The organism is Pseudoruminococcus sp., assembly GCF_047012705.1.
Classification (GTDB): domain Bacteria; phylum Bacillota; class Clostridia; order Oscillospirales; family Acutalibacteraceae; genus Pseudoruminococcus.
In genome coordinates, this window is sequence record NZ_JBKXNW010000004.1 from 1 (window position 1) to 19398 (window position 19398).

16 protein-coding genes and 1 tRNA gene are annotated in these 19398 nt (G+C 33.9%); 8 read left to right on the plus strand and 9 right to left on the minus strand.

Translation table 11 applies throughout. The features are described 5' to 3' along the window. The 3 genes from ACLU24_RS04725 to ACLU24_RS04735 form a co-directional block, all read left to right on the plus strand. Positions 1-226, plus strand: a 226-nt coding sequence (locus tag ACLU24_RS04725) for a hypothetical protein (protein ID WP_412610690.1), incomplete at its 5' end; no start/stop codon positions are given. Positions 227-557: 331 nt separating this feature from the next. Then, complete coding sequence (gene nspC / locus ACLU24_RS04730) at positions 558-1694, plus strand: carboxynorspermidine decarboxylase (protein WP_412610692.1); 1137 nt, start codon at positions 558-560, stop codon at positions 1692-1694. A 24-nt stretch (positions 1695-1718) separates the two neighbouring features. Continuing rightward, positions 1719-2642 carry an AEC family transporter gene (locus tag ACLU24_RS04735; RefSeq protein ID WP_412610693.1) on the plus strand — a complete coding sequence of 308 codons (924 nt, stop codon included), beginning with the start codon at positions 1719-1721 and terminating at the stop codon, positions 2640-2642. Positions 2643-2795: 153 nt separating this feature from the next. Here ACLU24_RS04735 and ispF read toward each other — a convergent pair whose 3' ends face one another. The 3 genes from ispF to ACLU24_RS04750 all read right to left on the minus strand — a co-directional run bounded on the left by ispF (position 2796) and on the right by ACLU24_RS04750 (position 5683). Beyond that, the gene (gene ispF / locus ACLU24_RS04740) at positions 2796-3275 is read right to left on the minus strand and encodes a 2-C-methyl-D-erythritol 2,4-cyclodiphosphate synthase (protein WP_412610695.1); all 480 of its coding nucleotides are present in this window, start codon (positions 3273-3275) and stop codon (positions 2796-2798) included. A gap of 19 nt (positions 3276-3294) precedes the next feature. After that, positions 3295-3993 (minus strand): SGNH/GDSL hydrolase family protein, encoded by a 699-nt coding sequence (locus tag ACLU24_RS04745; RefSeq protein ID WP_412610696.1) that lies wholly within the window; start codon positions 3991-3993, stop codon positions 3295-3297. A 193-nt stretch (positions 3994-4186) separates the two neighbouring features. Beyond that, on the minus strand, positions 4187-5683 hold the full coding sequence (locus ACLU24_RS04750) for a polysaccharide deacetylase family protein (RefSeq protein ID WP_412610697.1): 1497 nt from the start codon (positions 5681-5683) through the stop codon (positions 4187-4189). 302 nt (positions 5684-5985) lie between these two features. Between ACLU24_RS04750 and ACLU24_RS04755 the strand changes: the two genes are divergently transcribed. From ACLU24_RS04755 to ACLU24_RS04775, 5 genes are all read left to right on the plus strand, one after another. After that, positions 5986-6918 carry an AAA family ATPase gene (locus tag ACLU24_RS04755; protein ID WP_412610698.1) on the plus strand — a complete coding sequence of 311 codons (933 nt, stop codon included), beginning with the start codon at positions 5986-5988 and terminating at the stop codon, positions 6916-6918. A 12-nt stretch (positions 6919-6930) separates the two neighbouring features. Continuing rightward, positions 6931-8064 carry a DUF58 domain-containing protein gene (locus ACLU24_RS04760; RefSeq protein ID WP_412610700.1) on the plus strand — a complete coding sequence of 378 codons (1134 nt, stop codon included), beginning with the start codon at positions 6931-6933 and terminating at the stop codon, positions 8062-8064. Positions 8065-8088: 24 nt separating this feature from the next. Further along, positions 8089-10848 (plus strand): transglutaminaseTgpA domain-containing protein, encoded by a 2760-nt coding sequence (locus ACLU24_RS04765; protein WP_412610701.1) that lies wholly within the window; start codon positions 8089-8091, stop codon positions 10846-10848. A gap of 102 nt (positions 10849-10950) precedes the next feature. Then, positions 10951-11027 (plus strand) — tRNA-Arg (locus tag ACLU24_RS04770). A 104-nt stretch (positions 11028-11131) separates the two neighbouring features. After that, positions 11132-11809 carry a YczE/YyaS/YitT family protein gene (locus ACLU24_RS04775; protein WP_412610702.1) on the plus strand — a complete coding sequence of 226 codons (678 nt, stop codon included), beginning with the start codon at positions 11132-11134 and terminating at the stop codon, positions 11807-11809. A 168-nt stretch (positions 11810-11977) separates the two neighbouring features. Here the strand turns inward: ACLU24_RS04775 and ACLU24_RS04780 are convergent, their stop codons facing one another. Genes ACLU24_RS04780 through ACLU24_RS04805 form a run of 6 tightly spaced genes read right to left on the minus strand, consistent with a single transcriptional unit; the run spans position 11978 to position 19284 of the window. After that, positions 11978-12373 (minus strand): TIR domain-containing protein, encoded by a 396-nt coding sequence (locus ACLU24_RS04780; protein ID WP_412610704.1) that lies wholly within the window; start codon positions 12371-12373, stop codon positions 11978-11980. Then, entirely contained in the window at positions 12370-12819 is a 450-nt protein-coding gene (locus ACLU24_RS04785; protein ID WP_412610706.1) for a RipA family octameric membrane protein, read from the minus strand. Before ACLU24_RS04785 ends, ACLU24_RS04780 begins: the two co-directional genes overlap by 4 nt. A gap of 39 nt (positions 12820-12858) precedes the next feature. Next, positions 12859-13992 (minus strand): ATP-binding protein, encoded by a 1134-nt coding sequence (locus tag ACLU24_RS04790; RefSeq protein WP_412610707.1) that lies wholly within the window; start codon positions 13990-13992, stop codon positions 12859-12861. Positions 13993-14036: 44 nt separating this feature from the next. Further along, positions 14037-16988 (minus strand): type III restriction-modification system endonuclease, encoded by a 2952-nt coding sequence (locus ACLU24_RS04795; protein ID WP_412610708.1) that lies wholly within the window; start codon positions 16986-16988, stop codon positions 14037-14039. Positions 16989-17002: 14 nt separating this feature from the next. After that, positions 17003-19051, minus strand: a complete 2049-nt coding sequence (locus ACLU24_RS04800; RefSeq protein ID WP_412610709.1) for a site-specific DNA-methyltransferase — start codon at positions 19049-19051, stop codon at positions 17003-17005. After that, on the minus strand, positions 19048-19284 hold the full coding sequence (locus ACLU24_RS04805) for a helix-turn-helix domain-containing protein (protein WP_412610711.1): 237 nt from the start codon (positions 19282-19284) through the stop codon (positions 19048-19050). Before ACLU24_RS04805 ends, ACLU24_RS04800 begins: the two co-directional genes overlap by 4 nt. Positions 19285-19398 lie beyond the last annotated feature (114 nt).

Sequence of the window (19398 nt, forward strand, 5' to 3'; positions counted from 1 at the left end):
AGTTTTGCTCAAGCTTTTTCAAAAGCTTGCAGTTTCCAAAGGCGGAGCCTTTGGTCGCTCTCCGCAGAGAGCGAAACTCTTTATGCTCCACAAAGCGCAGGAGGGTAGAAAAACATTCCTTTGGAATGTTTTTCGTAGGGAACCCTCGCAGGGGGTTCCCTATTGGACTAATGTTGTTAATACAAAAAAATTAAGAGGTGGACTTTGTCCACCTCTTTGGGAGTAAAGAATGTTAAGGGCGTTGCCCTTAAAACCCACGAGGGACTCCGTCCATCGACCCTGCGAGCCTTTTCAAAGGCTCGCAGCGAAACTTTTAATTTTTTAGGATAGTTAGTTTGCTAATCGGTAGTTTCATCGGTCGCAGCAATTGGTTTTCCTTGTCAGTGTCGAGCGAGGCTTGCCGAGCGATTCCGCGTTTTGGGAGCGGCGGCTCGCCGCCTCGAGCGAAACTTTTAATTTTCTTAGGATAGTTAGTTTGCTAAGTGGTAATTTTGTTAGTTACGGTTCACCGCTGAGTTTATGTTGATTAAGTTTTGTTATGTTATGAAAGGGTGTTGATGATGAAAAAATTAGAATTTCCTAATACTCCGTCACCTTGCTATATTGTTGATGAGGGTGCATTGATTAAAAATCTCAAAATACTTGAATCAGTTCGCAAGCGTACAAGCTGTAAGATTCTGCTTGCACAAAAGGCTTTTTCTATGTATAAATTATATCCGCTTATTTCTAAATATCTTGACGGTACAACTGCAAGTGGTATCTATGAGGCAAGGCTTGGCTTTGAGGAAATGGGCAAGGAAGTACATGTTTTCGCACCGGCTTTTTCAGATAGTGATTTTAACGAACTTCTGAAATATTGCAATCATATTGTGCTGAATTCATTCTCTCAGTGGAAGCATTTTAAAGCTATTGCAAAGCAACACCCTGAAATAGAATTTGGCCTGCGTGTTAATCCTGAATATTCTGAAATTGAAACGGAAATTTATAATCCTTGTGCAAAAAATTCCCGTATGGGCATAACTCTTGCAAACTTCGATGAAAGTGAGCTTGACGGCATTTCCGGGTTACATTTCCATACTATGTGCGAGCAAAATTCAGATGCTCTTAATCGCACAATTCCACATTTTGAGGAAAAATTCGGAAAGTATCTCAAGCAAATGAAATGGGTAAATTTTGGTGGCGGACATCACATAACTCGTCCCGATTACGATATAGAAACCCTTATAAAGTGTATTGATTATATACAGAATAAATATGATGTTACTGTATATCTTGAGCCTGGCGAGGCTGTGGCACTCAACGCAGGATATTTACTTACAACGGTGCTTGATATTGTTAATAACGGAATGGATATTGCGATTATAGACGCATCTGCAGCTTGCCATATGCCTGATGTTCTTGAGATGCCATACCGCCCTGAAATAATTGGAGCAGGAAAGGCAGGAGAGAAAAAATATACTTATCGTCTTGCCGCACCTACCTGTCTTGCGGGAGATATTGTAAGTGATTATTCCTTTGATGAGCCGTTGAAAATAGGCGATAGACTTCTTTTTTGCGATATGGCTATCTATACTATGGTTAAGAATAACACCTTTAACGGTATGCCGCTTCCTTCTATTGCGATTTCTCACGAAAATGGTGATTTTGAACTGTGGAAAAAGTTTGGATATGAAGATTTTAAGCAAAGGCTTTAATCGCTGTTAGGGGATAATGAAATTATGTTGGAAAGCTTTTTGACGGTAGGGCTTCAGGTTCTGACCTTGTTTATATTGATTGCGGTAGGTTTTTTCTGTGGAAAAGGAAAAATGCTCGATGAACATTCAGTAAAGAAAATTACTGATATTTTGCTTTACATAATAGCACCTTGCGTTATTGTTCGTTCATTTATACGAGAATTTGACCCGGATATGATGATTGGAATTTTGATTGTTGCGGTATCTGCCATTGCTGTACACGCATTTTCGATAGCTGTTGCAACGCTTGTTTTCAGAAGTAAAGACGAGGGTAGAAAAAGGGTTTTGAGATTTGGAACAATTTTTTCTAATTGTTCGTTTATGTCAATTCCGCTTCAACAACAGATTATAGGAAATGACGGCGTACTTTATGGCGCTACCTTTGTTGCAATGTTTAATCTCATAGCTTGGAGTTATGGTGTAACGCTTATGCAAGGTAGGGGAAAGGGAATTTCCGTAAAGAAAATCATTATTAATCCAAGTATTATATGTGTTTTTGTTGGAATGATAATTTTCCTATGGTCTATACCAGTTCACGACATTATATATAAACCGCTTAGCTATCTTGCTGACTTGAATACTCCGTTACCTATGCTTGTAATAGGTTATTATCTCTCAAAGGGTAGCCTGAAATCTGCTTTTACTGACAAAATGGCTTATGTTTCTGTTTTTCTGCGTATTATAGCTATTCCTGCGGTTGCGATGACAGTTTTATATCTTTGCGGTGTAAGAGGAGATATGCTTACAAGTCTTGTTATTTCAGTTTCAGCACCGACCGCTTCGATAACAACAATGTTTTCTGCGAAATTTGATTGTGATACAGAACTTTCTGTAAAGCTTGTAACTCTCTCAACCTTACTTTCTATGATAACAATGCCGATTTTCGTATCAATAGCACAATTAAAGTAGCTACCGATTAGCTGATAAATTTCTTTAAAATTATTATAAGTTAATAATTGTTATCAAACCCATATTGTAAATAAACCGACCACCATTTGTTAGATTTTATGTCTAATAAATGGTGGTCGGTTTTCTGATTATATAACTAATAGAAATTTTTTATTATTCTGCGCTAAGCAGAACTACTGCGTGTGCGGCTATTCCTTCTTCTCTGCCTGTGAAACCAAGCTTTTCTTCAGTTGTAGCTTTTACACTTACTTCATCAATATTAAGTTTCATAGCTTTTGCAAGCTTACCTCTCATTTCATCTATGTAAGGTCTAAGTTTTGGTGCTTGTGCAAGAATAGTAGAATCCACATTTGAAATTTCATAACCTTTGTTTCGTATAAGCTCGCAAACCTTTTCAAGTAAAATTAAGCTGTCTGCACCCTTATATTTGTCATCATTATCCGGAAAATGCTTTCCTATATCTCCGAGAGCAGCTGCACCAAGCAGTGCGTCACATATTGCGTGAGCAAGAACATCAGCATCAGAATGACCTAAAAGGCCCTTTGAATGTGGAATTTCAACGCCGCCAATAATAAGTTTTCTGCCCTCAGCGAGTTTATGTACATCATAACCATGACCTACTCTGAATCTCATAAAATATACCTTTCTTTAATCACATAGCTGCGGCATAATTTTTAAAGGTACTGCACATAATAGCCTGACCTTTTTCATTAAGATGTATGCCGTCAACACACAGATAGCTTTTATAATCACGAATTTTAAGGAAAGGCTCTCTTATATCTATAAGCGGAAGATTATATTCATAAGCGAGCTTTTCTATTGCGTGTGAATAGATTTCCTGCTGACGATAGATTATAGTCTTATCTTTAAGCCAGTATAAGACCTTATCACCATCTACTCCGTCCATATGGCTTATCCAGTCAAAATACATATCAGAGCTTATCGGAGGAAGATTAGACAGAATAGGCTTTATATTATGCTTGGTAAGTTCATCAACCATATTTTTCATAGAATCCACAAATTCAGGAAGTGGTGTGTTAGGCTGATGTTCTATCTCAGGATTTGCAGAAACCTCCGCCCAGTTAAAATCGCAGTCATTTCCGCCAAATTCCAAAAGCACTGCGTCTGCTGAAAATCCTTTTTGTAAGGATTTTTCAAGATTAGCTTCTGCTTTTGGAGCGGTACAACCAAAGCGGGAATTATTTTTAATATCTACTGTACTAAAAACTCTTGAGAAAAGATTTACCGCACATTTTTTAGTTGCACGATATTTTCCGGTAACCTCATCGAAGATAACGCCTTTAAGTAAAGAATCGCCCCAAATACCTATTTTTTGCACTACATTTTTCATAAAATCACCCTCACTTAACAAACTCAGAAAATATTTGAGAGTTTTTAACCTATAAAATGCTTATGCTTGATTATACTACCTAAAAATCCCAAAATAATTACCTAAAAGAAAAATAGTTCAATAAATAACAATATAATATTTTAAATTCATAAACTTTCGATATTTCTCTGTAAATAATAACACAATAATATACTTACCAAGGATATGTTTCTCCACCTTTTATATTTAATTCCTTATAATAAAGAAGTTCCTCAACAGTTACAAGCTGATAGCCTTCCGCTATTAACTTAGGGACTATTTCCTTCATAGCCTCTGCTGTTGAACTATGTATATCATGCATAAGAACAATACTTCCATCAGAAACTTGATTCATAACAGCTTTAGTTGTTTTATCCTTATCCAAATTCGCCCAATCTTCTGTATCAACACTCCAGAAAATCAATGGCGTTTTGTTAAGAATCTGTTGAACCTTTTCACTATATGCACCATAAGGAGGTCTGAGTGCTGTCGTCGGACTTCCTGTTGCATTTTTAACTATCTTATCGACATAATCAGCTTCTTCTTTTATTTCATCATCTGTAAGTTCTGTGAGATTAGAGTGGTCTTTGGTATGATTACCAATCTGACAGCCGGCGTCTGAAATCTTTTTAAGAACATCAGTATTTGCTTCCGCATTATAGCCTACAACGAAAAATGTTGCCCTTGAATTATACTTTTTCAGAACATCAAGAATAATTTCTGTATTTTCAGCATGAGGACCGTCATCAAAAGTTAGTGCAACCATAGGCTTATTAGGGTCTAAGTTATCACGAATAGTAGATGCTTTTTTGATAGTATTTTTCGCATTTTCAAGAGAAATTTCTAAATATCCATCAAGCTCAGAAAGAGCTATCGGAATTTCATATATTGTGCTTCCCGAACCGAATAGTTCTTTCTGATTCATATAAAGAGTACACTTATTATCATTTATCGAGTATTCTCCGAAATGAATTTTATCAGCGGTTGTAGCAGATAAAAATGTTTCATCTGATGTTTTTTTCTTTGTATCAATGTTATTATTAAAATAAGTTCTTACATATTCAGAAGCAAAATTATAAAAACTATTTTTAAATACCTGCTCATCGTCAAGAAGCTTATTAGAATCAAGTTCAAACATCATTGTAGAAACATAATCTGAAATCAGTTTTTTATTATCATCATACTCCTTAGCTGTAAATACAAGTGAAAGATATTTGTCATCTGCCGTTTCTGTAATATAATCAATCGCAGTAAATCTTGCTGAAGATGCCTCAGCACATTTTGAAAGATACGATACCCTATCATTTATTTCTTTATCAATGTTGTCAATTTTTGTTGCGGGATAATTTATAAGATAATCTTCTGTGCTAACATATTTTGATTCATATTTTTCACCGTTATATGACATATGTTCAATCTTAGATTTATCTAAAAATGTAGATTTTATATTTGAATCATAAAGACCTCCGTTAAAAATTGACATACCTCCCATTATAAAAAATGCCGCCACACAGGCAGCAAGAACAAATAATATAGAAACTAAAGCAATAATCCATATATGATTTTTCTTTTTTCTGCTTCTGTTGTTAGCCGTATATGTATTCCTTACTCCTAAATAAGAATACTGTCTATTATTTCCGTAGTTATAATGATAACGCTTGTTATTTTTCATATATAAGCAACCTCCCTTTTAGTTGTCTTATAAGATTCATTCTATCAAATTAAATATATTTGTCAACATAACTTTCAGAATATTGACGGGTTTTATAGAAATATGTCTGAATTTTTTAAAAGAATTACTTCAAAAGCTTTTATTTATTGTGTTACTTTTTGCTAAAATAATATAAGTGATATTAATTTTTTACAAATTTTAAAAAAATCTATAATATACTTGAAGAATTATATTATAAAATGTTATAATCAATCCATAATTAAAAATAATAAATTAAAAATTATTAGATTGGAATGATTTAGATGTATAACAAAGCAGTCGCTATTATAAATGAAGTTCGCAAAGCAGTTGTAGGAAAAGATGATATTATTGCAAAAATTCTTATGGCTATTCTTGCACAAGGACATATACTCCTTGAAGATTGTCCGGGTGTTGGCAAAACCACTATGGTTTTAGCATTTTCAAAAGCGCTCGATTTATCATATAAGCGTTTACAGTTTACGCCTGAGATTCTTCCGGGAGATGTTGTCGGATATACTATTATAAATAGAGAAACAGGAGGAACAGAATATAAACCCGGTGCGGCATTATGCAATCTTTTTCTTGCTGATGAAATCAACCGTACAAGCTCAAAAACGCAGAGTGCCTTGCTTGAAGCGATGGAGGAGGGTAGTATTACCGTTGATGGAGTAACGCATATTATTCCGAGACCCTATACGGTTATTGCAACTCAGAATCCTATCGGTTCAACAGGAACACAGCTTTTGCCGGAATCTCAGATGGATAGATTTATTATAAAGCTTTCTATCGGTTATCCAAGCGTCAATGACGAAGTTCGTATTCTTAAGCAAAAACAAGGAAACAATCCACTTGATAATGTTGAGAAAGTTGCTGATAAAAACGATATTATAGAAATGCAGAAGTCTGTTGAAAATATTTATATTTCAGATGAAGTATACGAATATATTGCAAGGCTTGCTGCGGCTACAAGAAACAGCCAGATGATAAAGATGGGAGCAAGTCCAAGAGCTTCAATAGCTCTTGCAAGAATGAGCAGAGCAGCAGCATGGGTTTCACGCAGAGAATATGTTGTTCCGGAAGATGTTCAAAATGTATTCTTTGATGTTTTTGAGCATAGAATTTTGATAAATTCTCGTGCAGGTGTAAGTGGTATATCTGCACATACAGCACTTGAAGATGTAATAAAGAGGGTTCCAGCCCCAAGACTTTCATAAAGGTGGCTCACTATGCTCTTTAATAGAATTATGTATTTTTTACTGTTTTTTGCCGCAATAATATTTTTAATATTTTTTGATGGCTATCTTGCAGTATTCTTTTTGTTATTAGTTTTATGTATGCCTGTTATATCATTTATAATTATGTTCTTTTTAAGAAAGCAGATAGTTTTAAATCTTTCATCAAATAAGCAGGCATATCTCAAAGACGAGAAGGCTGTCATTCGCCTTACAAGCTATACTAAGCATCAATTTCTTTCAGGAAAAATTGCAATAAGATTTAAAACAACTAATACTTTTACAGGTGAAGAAAGTAAAGATTACATTTATATTTCACCTACATATTATCCACAAAGTATAGATATGCTTTTCAGCTCTAAAAGCTGTGGTTCTCTTTTATGTGAGATAGATGAGATTAAGATATATGATTTTTTAATGTTGTTTTCTATAAAGAAAAAGTCAGATATTAATTCAATTTTCTGTCGTGTAGCGATATTGCCGGATGCTCGTGTTAATACAATAGAGAATGAATTTCAAAGCGGAATAGAGGACGAAAGCCTGGAGTATTCAAAGCGTGTTTCAGGCGATGACCCATCAGAAATTTTTGATATAAGAGAATATCGTGAAGGTGACAGAATAAGAAGAATACACAGATGGCTTTCCGAAAAGCACGATACTATTATTATAAAAGATTTTGGAGAACCGATAGTAAGTAAGGTCTTAATTCTTGTGGATTTTTCAGATAGCATAAGACTTTCTGAAACAACACTTGAAGTTTTATATGGAGTGCTTCAAAATTTAAAAGATAACGAGATAAAGCCTGTTGTTAAATGGTTTAATTCTAATAATAAAAATATAAATGAATATTCTGAAAATGATTTCGACATTCAAAGCTTTTTTACAGTTATGCTCGAAAGTTCAGGTTGTTGTTCCGGTCTTATATATAATTATAATATTTCAGAGGATTTCGGCAAATATTCTTCAGTTATATATATGGGTTCTAAAATCAGTAAAGATTCAATAGCAGCTTTATATGAACTTTCAAATTCTGTTTCAACAACTGTTTATGAGATATGCGATATGCAAAATCAGCCTCTAAAGGAGCTTAGAAGTCTTCCGGTGAAATCATATGTTTTTAATGCATAGCATAAAGGTGAGTTTTTATAAATTATGAAAAATACAACTTTAAAAAAGAAACAAAATCCAATAGTTTTAGAAGAATTAAAACTTTCAGCCTCTGAACCTAATTTATTTCAAACAGCAATATTTTATTTGTTGTTTCTTATGTTGGGTGTAGGCTCGTCACTTGGCTGTCTTTATTCATCATTTTCAATTCCTATATCAGTGCCAGTAATTGTTTTCTTTTTCATTATTTTTTCTGCAGCGTTTACAGCAATCTATCTTATGAAACGAAAAAATATATGGTTTGTTATAGGCGGAGCAGTCTTTGGAGTGTTATTTTATCTTATATTTCAGAAAGCAATATATCGAGGCTTTCTTATAGGCATAAAATTTGTTTTAGAGCAATTTCGAGAGAAAGGTTCAGGTGTATCATTTCCGATAGGTTGGAATGATATAATAAAAGGTTCAAATTATACATTTGATTCTACAATTTTTCTGCTATTTTTAATGTATATATTTATCTTTCTTGAATCTTGGGCAATAATTAAAAGAAGAAATCTATTTCTTGCAGCATTCGTAACCTTGCCATTTATAATTACTCCTGTATTAGTACCGCTCACACCTTCGTATATTGCAATAGTGCTTTTATTTGCTTTTTATGGAATGTCGCTCTTTCTTTCACCTACTATTAGTGGAATTAAAATTTTCAAGCGAGGATTTCGTGGTTATCATATTTCATCGCCTGCCGCTGCACAACCTATTGCATTTGTGGCATTACCGATACTTCTATCATTAATGCTTATTATTTCATTAGCTTTTCCGCAATCAGCATTTCACCGTTCAGAATTTCTCAACGCTGTCAGGTCAAGTTTAGTAAACGGCTTTGATAGCACGGAAATTTCACGCTATCTTAATTCAAAGTTTGGTGGGGATACAAGCTCTATTAACTTTAGTGATGTTGGAGATATAAGCTTTAAAAATAAACCTGTTTTAAGACTTACACTTACCAATGGTGCAGAATTGAGGAAAGAAGATATACCTCACGATGAATATATAAAGAGCTATGTCGGAAGCGTTTATAGTGAAAGTGGCTGGGGATTGCTTCCAAAAAACAAGTCAGCAGAAGTTAAAAATATTATTGGCGATAACAGTACACAGCAAATTTTTAATAATGTAAATAGAATATTTGGACTTTCAGGAAATTCAACTACATTTTCTGTTATAGCAGAATGGTGTAACGGAGGAAATCCAAGACTGATTTATACTCCATATAATCTAGTTGATATAGAACCAAAAGATGAAATTTCATATATTGATGACGGTTATATAACAGCAAAAAATGAGGAACGAGGTATTGATAAATATTCTTATAGTGCATATTCATCAACAAGCTTTATGAATTTTTCTCTTGATGATTTAGTTCAAATGATGTATAAGCTTAATAGCTATCATTCATTAGATGATTATTTAGACAGAATGGCTGCATTAAATGATTATTTAGACAAAATAACTGTTGAAGATGGAACACTAAAAGTAGATAGCGAAACTGGTGAAATTACCTTCATAGATGAAAATGGAAATGTATATCCGGCAAACGAAAAAATCAATCTTGACGAATACAATTCAAGAAATAAATATATAGACTCAGATGCAGATACACGAACTCTTGTTTCTGAATTATATAATTCTGGTAGTATAGATAGGAATGATTTTAATTATCTTAATATGTTGATAGATTACGACAAGTTTGTTAACGAAAATTACACACAGCTTCCTGAAAATACAAAAAGTTTTCTTCAAAAATTTATAAAAGATAAAAACATCAATACAAGCTCTATGGATAATACAATAATTGATGTTATGAATCTTTTAGTAGGTTCAGATGAATATAAGTATACCCTTTCACCAGGAAAAACTCCTGATGGAGAAGATTTCGTTGAATATTTCTTAACAAAAAATAAAAAAGGTTATTGTAGGCATTTTGCGTCATCAGCAGTTCTATTACTTCGTGCGGCAGGAATACCGGCAAGATATGCAGAAGGATTTAAGTTCGACACATCAAAGCTTTCAAGTATAGGTTCTATTGAAATGCTTGATTCGGACGCACATGCTTGGGTAGAAGTTTACTATTCAGGTACAGGCTGGAAAGCTTTAGAGTTTACTCCGTCTAGTGCATTCAATAATAATGAGAGCAGTATAGAAAGTAGTACGGAAAGCAGTGTGGAAAGTAGTTCTGAAAGTAGCGATTTTGCAGAAAGCAGTTCAGAAAGCCCTGCAGAAAGCCTTGCGGAAAGTAGCAATGAAAGTAATGCAGAATATTCATCTTCACAAACTCCTACAGAAACTAAAAATAACTCAAATTCCACCTCGGTTATATTGTATATACTGTTTATTCCGATGTGTGTTGTGATAGTATTTGCTACGCTTTGGATAAATAGATTTATACGAATTAAAAAGAGAAAATCAAGGTTTAGCAATAAAGATAAGAATAAGGCTTTGCTTGAGATTTATTCATATATAGTTAAGCTATTGCTATATAAGATAAATATTGATGAGGATATTTCAACGTATGATAATATCAAAAAGCTCATCGAGAAAGAAGAAATCTCACCGGAAAAGAAAAAATGGTATGAGATTTTCTGTAATGATGTTTATCCGATAGCGGAAAGGGCTAAATTTAGCGGAAAGGCTATAACTTCTGAAGAACTTTCACTTGTTCTCAGATATTCTCAAGAAATTTATAATTCAACTATAAATAGCTTGAATTATTTTCAACGCTTCATTGCAAAGTATCTTGATGTACTTTGATTTTTAAAAATCTGCAATTTTTTTACAAATATCGAAATTTATGCTTGACATTTCATTTCAGTTGTGCTATTATAAATGAGCGGTTCAGCAAGGACCGTAAGTGCGCCAGTAGCTCAGCTGGATAGAGTGTTTGGCTACGAACCAAAAGGTCGGGGGTTCGAGTCCCTCCTGGCGCGCCAAGTTCAAAAAGTCCGTTACTTCGGTAACGGGCTTTTTTCTGCGATTTAAAAAAACATAATAACTTTATGTTTTTATATGATAATTTTATAGAAGGTCTGATTGTATGAAAGAAGTTAAAGAAGCAAAAATGAGCAAGAAAGAATTAACAAGAAGATATTTACTTTTTGTGATAAGTCTGTTTATATCAGCTTTAGGTGTAGCAATTACTAAAAAAGGTGAATTGGGTGTATCCCCTATATCATCAGTCGCAAATGCTCTTAGTATGCAGTTTAGTTTTTTGACCTTAGGTAATTGGCTTATTATCTGGAATTGCGTTTTGATTCTTGGACAAATTCTACTTATGAAAAGAAAGTTTCAGCTTATTCAACTTTTGCAGATTCCACTTTCGTTGTTATTTGGTTATTTCACAGATTTTGGAATGTGGCTTATGTCACTTTTTGAGATAGATGGCTATATAATACGCATAATCTTTGTAATTATTGGAACTCTTGTTTTGGGTTTTGGCATTTCTTTATCAGTTATAGCAAATGTAGTTATGAACTCTGGTGAAGCTTTTGTAAAGGCTCTTGCAGATTCCTTACATAAGAATTTCGGAAATCTTAAAGTGTTTTTTGATGTTTCATGTGTAGTTACAGCAGTAATTCTTTCTTTGGTATTTTTTAATATGAAAATTGAGGGAACGCGAGAAGGAACGATAGTAGCTGCACTTTTAACAGGTATTGTAGTTAAATTTTATTTGAAGTTTTTAAATAAACCCTTAGATAAGCTTCTTACAAGATAAATGAAAAAAGCATCGCTAAAAGAAGCCTTCACTTAGGGATTGTAAGAAAAAACAGTTTTTGAGTGACGTCTTCAAGCGGTGGCAAAAGAAATAACGACCATACAAGAGTAGAAATGCTCCTGTGTGGTCGTTTTCTTATACTCAAGTACCAAAATGGTATGTGAGATATCAATACCCTCTAATCGCACTAACTATAGAGTCGGTATTCCATTTAACAATTCTATCTGCCGCAGTTTTAACAACAGTCGATGTTCTTTCAGAACCCCATGGTTCGATTGCTATTATTTTTTTATTCATGTTCTTTGCAAGTTCTATTTCAATGTTTATCCATTTACTGTAAGTTGAATAGACACCTGCCATGATTAAGACGCAACTGGCAGGTTGCATTTGTTTTCTAATAGCTTCTTTGAGTTGATATGTATATGGGGCATTGTGAATTGGATCATTCTTTGGAACAGAATAGTCACGATAATCAAAATATGGCTTAGCTCTAAGCATATCCGTTAATTTATCGTATGCATCTCCATATGCCCATGAGTGGCTGATAAATAAATTGTAAGTCATGGTGTTCCTCCTTGTGTATAACATTTGATAGCAACAATAGCAGCAATTGCAATCACATATAAAACAATAAACATTATTGGTAGTGTATTTTCTAATTTAGTACTATCTCTGTATTTTTTATTGCTTTTTAATTTTTTCCATTCATCATTGAATGGTTTAACGGGTAACTTTTTTTCAATGTCGTTAATAACATTAAACTTCTCCGTGTTGAGCAACTTATAGTTTCGAATGAATAATATCCATATAATACAAACAACTATTCCTGCAGCAAGAATAAATAATGATTTTAGATCCCAAGTGATTGAGACAGCTGCGATAATAGCTAAATTTAATGTTACAAAAATATTATTCATTGTATCTCTTCGTTGACTAACTGAATTAGCCATTTCAACACACGTTTGCCATTGTGCTAATATAATTTCTGTTTTATCATCTGTGTTTTTCAATAACAGCCCTCCTTAAGTTCTTTCTTTGAATTTTTATTGTTATTCATTTCGAAATTCAATAAGCATTTTCTGTAATATCTGAGAATTCAAATATTCTTCCTTAATTACATCCATATTGTAACTCTCGATTTTTTCGAAATATGGCATCCATATGTTGTCAGTATAGCTTTGTTTGTTTTTCCAATTAAGTTTGAGATATTCTTTGAAATTTTCTTTTTCACAATCAGTTTCAAACACAAGAATGCATTCCATAAACCTATCATGCGCAATCGTCTCATCGTCACCATCTGGATGATAGTAAAACTCATGGACAATATATTCAATAGAGTTTTTAATATAATACTTAAACGCAATATCCCAATGATGATATTGTGTTAATGATACACCGTCTGTTCTTGGTGAAGGCGTAAAATAGCGTCCTCCATCAAGAGATAGTCCTTCTAATGAAGCAAGCATTGTTTGGTGATAATATAAATTGATATCATACCATCTAGGACGAATATCGGTTTGATTAAATAAGTAATATTGATATCCATTTTTGCTATCATCCATTACTGTTTCTATTGTGAATTCAGGTGAAAATCTGTAATACATTTTTTCTTCATAACTACTCGGAGAAGAATCCCACAAATCAGGTCTTTTCAGATATATCATCATTCTTTCCAATGGTGGTGAAAGTAAGCCGAAACGTTTTTTCCACAGTATCTCAATATGTGATAAATCCGCAGATTTATTCTTTGGCGTATTAGAGTCCATTACTCGTGTATAGATGTTATTAGGCATGACAGATTGAAAGTTTTCAGTCAAGTAAAATGGCGTTGCATCACTGTTATGTATAACAATTACATCTATTTCAATTTTGCCAAAGCCAATACTTTCGACACTGACAATCGGTCTGACACCACCAGCAAAACGCTTTTCTCTCATAAAATCGACCAATTGTTGTGTATTTCTTCTGTTTGGATCATTTTTTACTGAGGAAAATGAATAATCATTTTCCTCATCAACACCAATAATAATATAAGCATCTCTATTAGATAGATTATTTGCCATGCAAATAATATCATGAAGTAAATCTGATTTTTTGTCTTGAGAATACCATTCTCGCTTAAAATCCCAATAGGAGCCTTCTTGTTTAAGTAAAATTAAATTTTTGATTTCACTTTTATTCACAAAAGACACCTCCTACTATATGTATATAACATTTATATTACTAATTACCCCGCTATTACATCATCGATAATCTGCTTAACTTTCTTATTGCTTAACTGTGTATGGAATGAAACAGTATATCCATCAATAGTGAGCTGCTTGAAGAAAGCTTCAGCACATTTTATCTTAGCGTCTTCAATTCCACGAAGTGTGGATTTATTTTCTACCAGTTTTGTTTCGACAACAATATTCAATTCCTTAGTTCCGTCCTTATGCTTTACAACATACATAAAGTCTGGACTATAGTTTTCACCAACTATCGTAGGGATTGCAACACTTGATTTTGGTATTTTTCCGTATACTACAACTTCGTCTATATCGGTCATAATATTTGCTTTTTCAAGAGGTGAATCAAACACAATCTTGTCATATAAATATTTATCAGAAGGTGTACCTTCAGCAAATTTAGTACCTACATTTCCCTGTTTGATAACATCTCTAGGCGAACCGTCTTTATAAGTTAAGGCTGTTTCAGTCACAGGTTGTGCAGAACGTTTATACTTAAATCGAGTTTGCATTTTTTCTATATGCCAATCAGTAAAAGCTGAAACAATATTAGCAACAGAATATTCATTGATGTATTCATCTGGAATATCTTTTTCCTTAGAAAACTCACACATAGCTTTGTGGAGTTCTCTAATAGGAATGCTTGTCTGTTGGCTGATTCTCTTTAAGAATTCATTGTAAGGGATAGGGCGTTTTATGGAATATGATACACCAGAATCCTCTCTTACAATCATAGCGTTTCCTTCTGTTGCAACCTGATCTCTATGGCTATACAAAGTGACATTACCGAAAATTCCGGACTTTCTCAAAATGTCATGAAGCGCCTGTGGTATTTCATCAGACAAGTCTACATCATAAAACAAATAATATTTGTGATTGATACGTTCCCATAACTCCTTTAGTTCAGAGTAAACTGCTTTTCTTACATGGATTTCTTCTTTCTTATTCTTGTTGACATCAGTAACCTTGTTACTGTCCACACCTGTAGCGAATTCAGGATAATCAGCAAAGAAAGTATCTCTCTTGTCTGCGATAATTTCACGATTCATATTAATATAACCCTTTGCTCCCAATTCAAAGAACAGAGCGTTAGGATCTACACCACGCTTTTCAGCTACAATTTTAAGAATGTCATCTGTAATCGTATGTGTCTCTGGCAATTCACCATTTATTTCATCAACAACTCTTTGAGCAAAATCTGCTTCTGTAAAATCCACAATATAGTTAAGTTTGAATTCTTCGTTAGAAATTCTATTACCATTTTCATCAACAGGCAGACGAAGTCCACGACCTACTTCTTGTAGTTTGCTATTATCACTTCCACTGGAACGCAATTTCGCAATTGTAAATACGTTAGGATTGTCCCAGCCTTCTTTAAGTGTCCATTTAGAGAACAAGAATCTTCTTGTATTGAATGAACCATCTTCTTTACGGAGGGAAATAAGTCCTTTCTTGTTGTGAAGAATATCAGCAACTTCATTTGCAATAGCTTCATCTGAATCACTGTTGTCCTGTGCGAAATATCCTGCGTGGCAAGCAGAGATATCAGCTTTACTTGCTTCAAGGTAATCTTTATATTCCTGTTCACTATCTGGAAGTGTTCGCAATAATTCTTCGATTTTTTCAAGTAGAAGTTTTTCAAACATCACTTTTAAATATGCTTCTTTTCCGTCATCAGAATCACGATAAGATGTAATGTCATCTATGAAAAATAATGCTAGAGTTTTAATTTTGAATTGTCTGCCAGAAAAATTCTGACGCTCTGTTTCAAAATGTCGCTGAATTGCTAATTTCAACATTTGCTCTTGGTAAGATGATGAATAGATGTCTGTATTAAATTCTTCACCTTGAAATTTCACTTGTCCGTTTACAAGTTCAATGTAATTTTTACCAATAGCACTTATTGTCAGTCCTTCAAAGGATGAATCAATAACAGATAACGAATCACCTGACGTAAGAGTATATGTTTTTGTTTCTTCTCCACGTTTCTTGAATTGGAATGTAGCAGAAGTTTTTGACGCAACGGACAACAACTTAACCTTTTCTTCCTTTTTCGATAAAGGTTCAAAATGTTCCTTTGCGATACCTTTAATCAAGTTTAGATTAAATGAATCACAAGCATTCAACTCATACACAAGGTTATTAAAATCCTTGAAAGTTACTTTGTTTCTTCCTTTACCAACAGTTGTATCAGGGAAGGTTGCTCCATAACGAATAATCATCTGTGGACATAATTCCTCAACAATAGCTTTATATGCCTTCTGGTCACGAGAAAATCTATGTGGTTCATCAATAATTACAACCGGCTTTGTTGCCTTTAATGCATCAAAGGGTCTGTAAAATCCCTCAACTAAATAATCGTAATCTGATCGTGTAAGCATATTACCATTTGTTAACAACTGCATATTAACAAGTAATACATAAATCTTGTTTGAATTCTGACATGAGCCAGTTACAAAATCACGGACAGCAGGAGGCATAGCTAAAAAGCCTTTTTTCTTTTTCTTCGGACTTTCTAATACACCTAATTCAATATCACAGTTATATCCACACGCATCAGAAAAATGATGCTTTACATAACTGTCATCAATAAACTGTGATGTGCCTGCTTTGATAGGAAGAGATGGTACAGCAATAATAAACTTGTTAAAGCCAAACTTTTTATGCATCTCATAGATGGTTTGAGTGTATACATAGGTTTTTCCTGTTCCTGTTTCCATCTTAATATCAAGATTAAGGTAATCTCCATCATCACGACAACCTCTATAGTCTGCACGGATATTCTTTTGAACTTCAATCAAGTTATGAATAAGACGCAGCTCTTTTCTATCAAATGTAGGATTCTCATAAGCGAGATGAGGCTTTATCATTGTAATTCCATCAAGGGCAGAAATTATGGCATCAACTGCTTTCTGTTGATGGTCTAATTCTTTTTCTAGTATCAGTTCCAAAACCTACACCTCCCTTAATATCTAATGTCCAGATTGATTTTTAAATTCTTTTCAGAGTCACGGAGAATCTTAACATTTGTTTTCAAGTTCTCCATTTCTACATAATTAAAGCTATAACCGAAGAGAACAATGTTCTGAGGGTTAAATGCACCGTCAGTATTGTATTTCTCAACAAGAGACTTAATGGATTCTTCGGTAAGTCCCGGATTGATAAGGTATAAGTGATTTTCACACCAATATGCTGTGTATCCTGCAAGGTCAACCATATCGCACTTATTTATAAATCCATAATTGTCATGCACCAACCAAGTTATAAGCACAGTTGCAGTACCGAATTCATCATATACAGTTGTATCAGTAATAATTCCGCTGTTGTCAAACTTCTCAATCTTATCCAGCGTAGTCTGACTAACCTCTGCTAAAGTATAATGCTTGAACCCAAGGTCTACTGTGGTGTCTGGATTTTCTTCTTTTATTTTCTTTGCTGCACGAATGATTCTTTCAATTCCAACATAATCAAGAGTATGTGGTCTGTTGGCAGAATCCAGAAAATCTAAAACCTTTTTTACTTTAGGTTTTTCAGTTTTTCCAGCAGTTTCATATTTATGATTAAGATTTTCTGGAAGTTGAACAGCAATGATTTTTCTTTTTCCGTTGTCCTCTGCATTTAAAGACATAATTGCTTCTGTTGATGTTGCCGAACCAGAAAAGAAGTCGATGAACAAAGAATCTTCAGAGCCACCTATTTGCATAACTTTTTTCACAAGATAAGTTGGTTTTGGAAAATCAAATGCATCTGCCATACCATACATGCCCAATTCTTTTGAGCCCTGTTCTGTAATAACCCCTGTTTCTTCCCATATATCATCATCTTCTTCAACCAAATCTCCAACGATATTATCTTCATACCATATTGTTTTAGCTTTATATGTGCCTTTACGATATTTCTCGTAAACTCCATATTCACCTGTATTTTTTAATTTGGCAACAACATCACTCTCCATCGAATCAGGATTGTTGTTATCTGCAAGTTTTTTCATCCCCCAACGCCAGCAGCTTTCTTCACCTTCGCTATTAAACGGAAGAATTTCAATTGAAAAATCAGGTGTTTTTTCTAATGAAATTGGACAGTATCCACACTCGTCAACAACATTAGGATTAGCATAAATAGGATAGAATAGATTAGGACGATTAAATTTACCAAACTTTGGATTCCTATTTCTAAGTTCACGTTCTTCAAATTCTCCAATAGAATCTTGTTTGTCGAAAGCACCAGCTGCCTTTGATAATTCGTTCAAAAGTACATCTTCATTTTTTACGTATACCAATAAATATTCGTGAGTCTTTGCAAGTTGCTTATAAGTTTGCCCTCTCTTATTAGCTTGCACAATAATACTAGCAATAAAATTATTTTCACCGAAAATATCATCACATAGCAATTTCAGGTTGTCTTTTTCATTGTCATCAATAGACATAAAAATTACTCCCTGCTTACTCAATAAATCTCTAGCCATTTGCAATCTAGGATACATAAACATCAGCCACGCTGAATGTGATGCACTACCTCTGTTCGTCAAATCAAGAATTCGCTGTGCCTGTTCCTCATCAATACTTAGCTTTTCAACCAAATCCTCAACAGTGAAGTTAAACTTATCATTGTAAACAAATCCATCAGACCCTGTGTTGTAGGGAGGATCAATGTAGATGCACTTAACCTCTCCTGCGTATGATTTAAGCAGGTGTTTCAAACCATCAAGGTTATCACCACTAATATATACATTCTCACTGTTCATATTTTCAGGAAGGCTGTTATGAGCTTCGTCTGGAACAATTACAGTTTCTGTGTCGAGTGATGCCAGCATCTTTGAGTAGTTTTTGCCTAAGAATTTCAATTCATAACCTTCATGGGTAACATCAATTTTGTCCTTTAAAAACTCTGAAAATCTTACCATGTCAAAAGCGCCATCAGCATTAAAACATGATGGGAAATTTTCTTTTAGAACATTTATTTCTTTTTGATTTGGTGTAACCAATTCATTTGCAGTCATTATGTCTTTAATCATTTTGATTTTCCCTCCACTTTAAAATCAAGCCATGCCTCTTCAACGCCTGCATAGTCAACATCATTCTTAAGGCAGAACTCCTTTATATTTTTCATTGCAATAAGGTTAGGCTTTGCTTTACCGCCTTCCCATCTATTAACAGTAGAAAATGCCACTTGTACTTCTTTGGCAAAGTCCTGCTGTGTCAAAAAACATCTCTGTCTGATTCTTTTAATCTCTTCTGTAAATCCCATATTGCATCTCCTTCCCGGAATTATCTCAAAAATATAGCGTTATTATACCACAATATTATGAATTTTTCTACCCCTCCAGTCCATCTGTAACATTTGCAGATGGATTTTTTATTT

Excerpts from the sequence above, each read along its gene's own strand:
- ACLU24_RS04755 (WP_412610698.1), top strand. The coding sequence starts at position 5,986 with ATGTATAACAAAGCAGTCGCTATTATAAATGAAGTTCGCAAAGCAGTT.
- ACLU24_RS04780 (WP_412610704.1), bottom strand. The coding sequence starts at position 12,373 with ATGACTTACAATTTATTTATCAGCCACTCATGGGCATATGGAGATGCA.
- ACLU24_RS04750 (WP_412610697.1), bottom strand. The coding sequence starts at position 5,683 with ATGAAAAATAACAAGCGTTATCATTATAACTACGGAAATAATAGACAG.
- ACLU24_RS04760 (WP_412610700.1), top strand. The coding sequence starts at position 6,931 with ATGCTCTTTAATAGAATTATGTATTTTTTACTGTTTTTTGCCGCAATA.
- nspC (WP_412610692.1), top strand. The coding sequence starts at position 558 with ATGATGAAAAAATTAGAATTTCCTAATACTCCGTCACCTTGCTATATT.
- ACLU24_RS04765 (WP_412610701.1), top strand. The coding sequence starts at position 8,089 with ATGAAAAATACAACTTTAAAAAAGAAACAAAATCCAATAGTTTTAGAA.
- ispF (WP_412610695.1), bottom strand. The coding sequence starts at position 3,275 with ATGAGATTCAGAGTAGGTCATGGTTATGATGTACATAAACTCGCTGAG.
- ACLU24_RS04775 (WP_412610702.1), top strand. The coding sequence starts at position 11,132 with ATGAAAGAAGTTAAAGAAGCAAAAATGAGCAAGAAAGAATTAACAAGA.
- ACLU24_RS04800 (WP_412610709.1), bottom strand. The coding sequence starts at position 19,051 with ATGATTAAAGACATAATGACTGCAAATGAATTGGTTACACCAAATCAA.
- ACLU24_RS04805 (WP_412610711.1), bottom strand. The coding sequence starts at position 19,284 with ATGGGATTTACAGAAGAGATTAAAAGAATCAGACAGAGATGTTTTTTG.
- ACLU24_RS04745 (WP_412610696.1), bottom strand. The coding sequence starts at position 3,993 with ATGAAAAATGTAGTGCAAAAAATAGGTATTTGGGGCGATTCTTTACTT.
- ACLU24_RS04735 (WP_412610693.1), top strand. The coding sequence starts at position 1,719 with ATGTTGGAAAGCTTTTTGACGGTAGGGCTTCAGGTTCTGACCTTGTTT.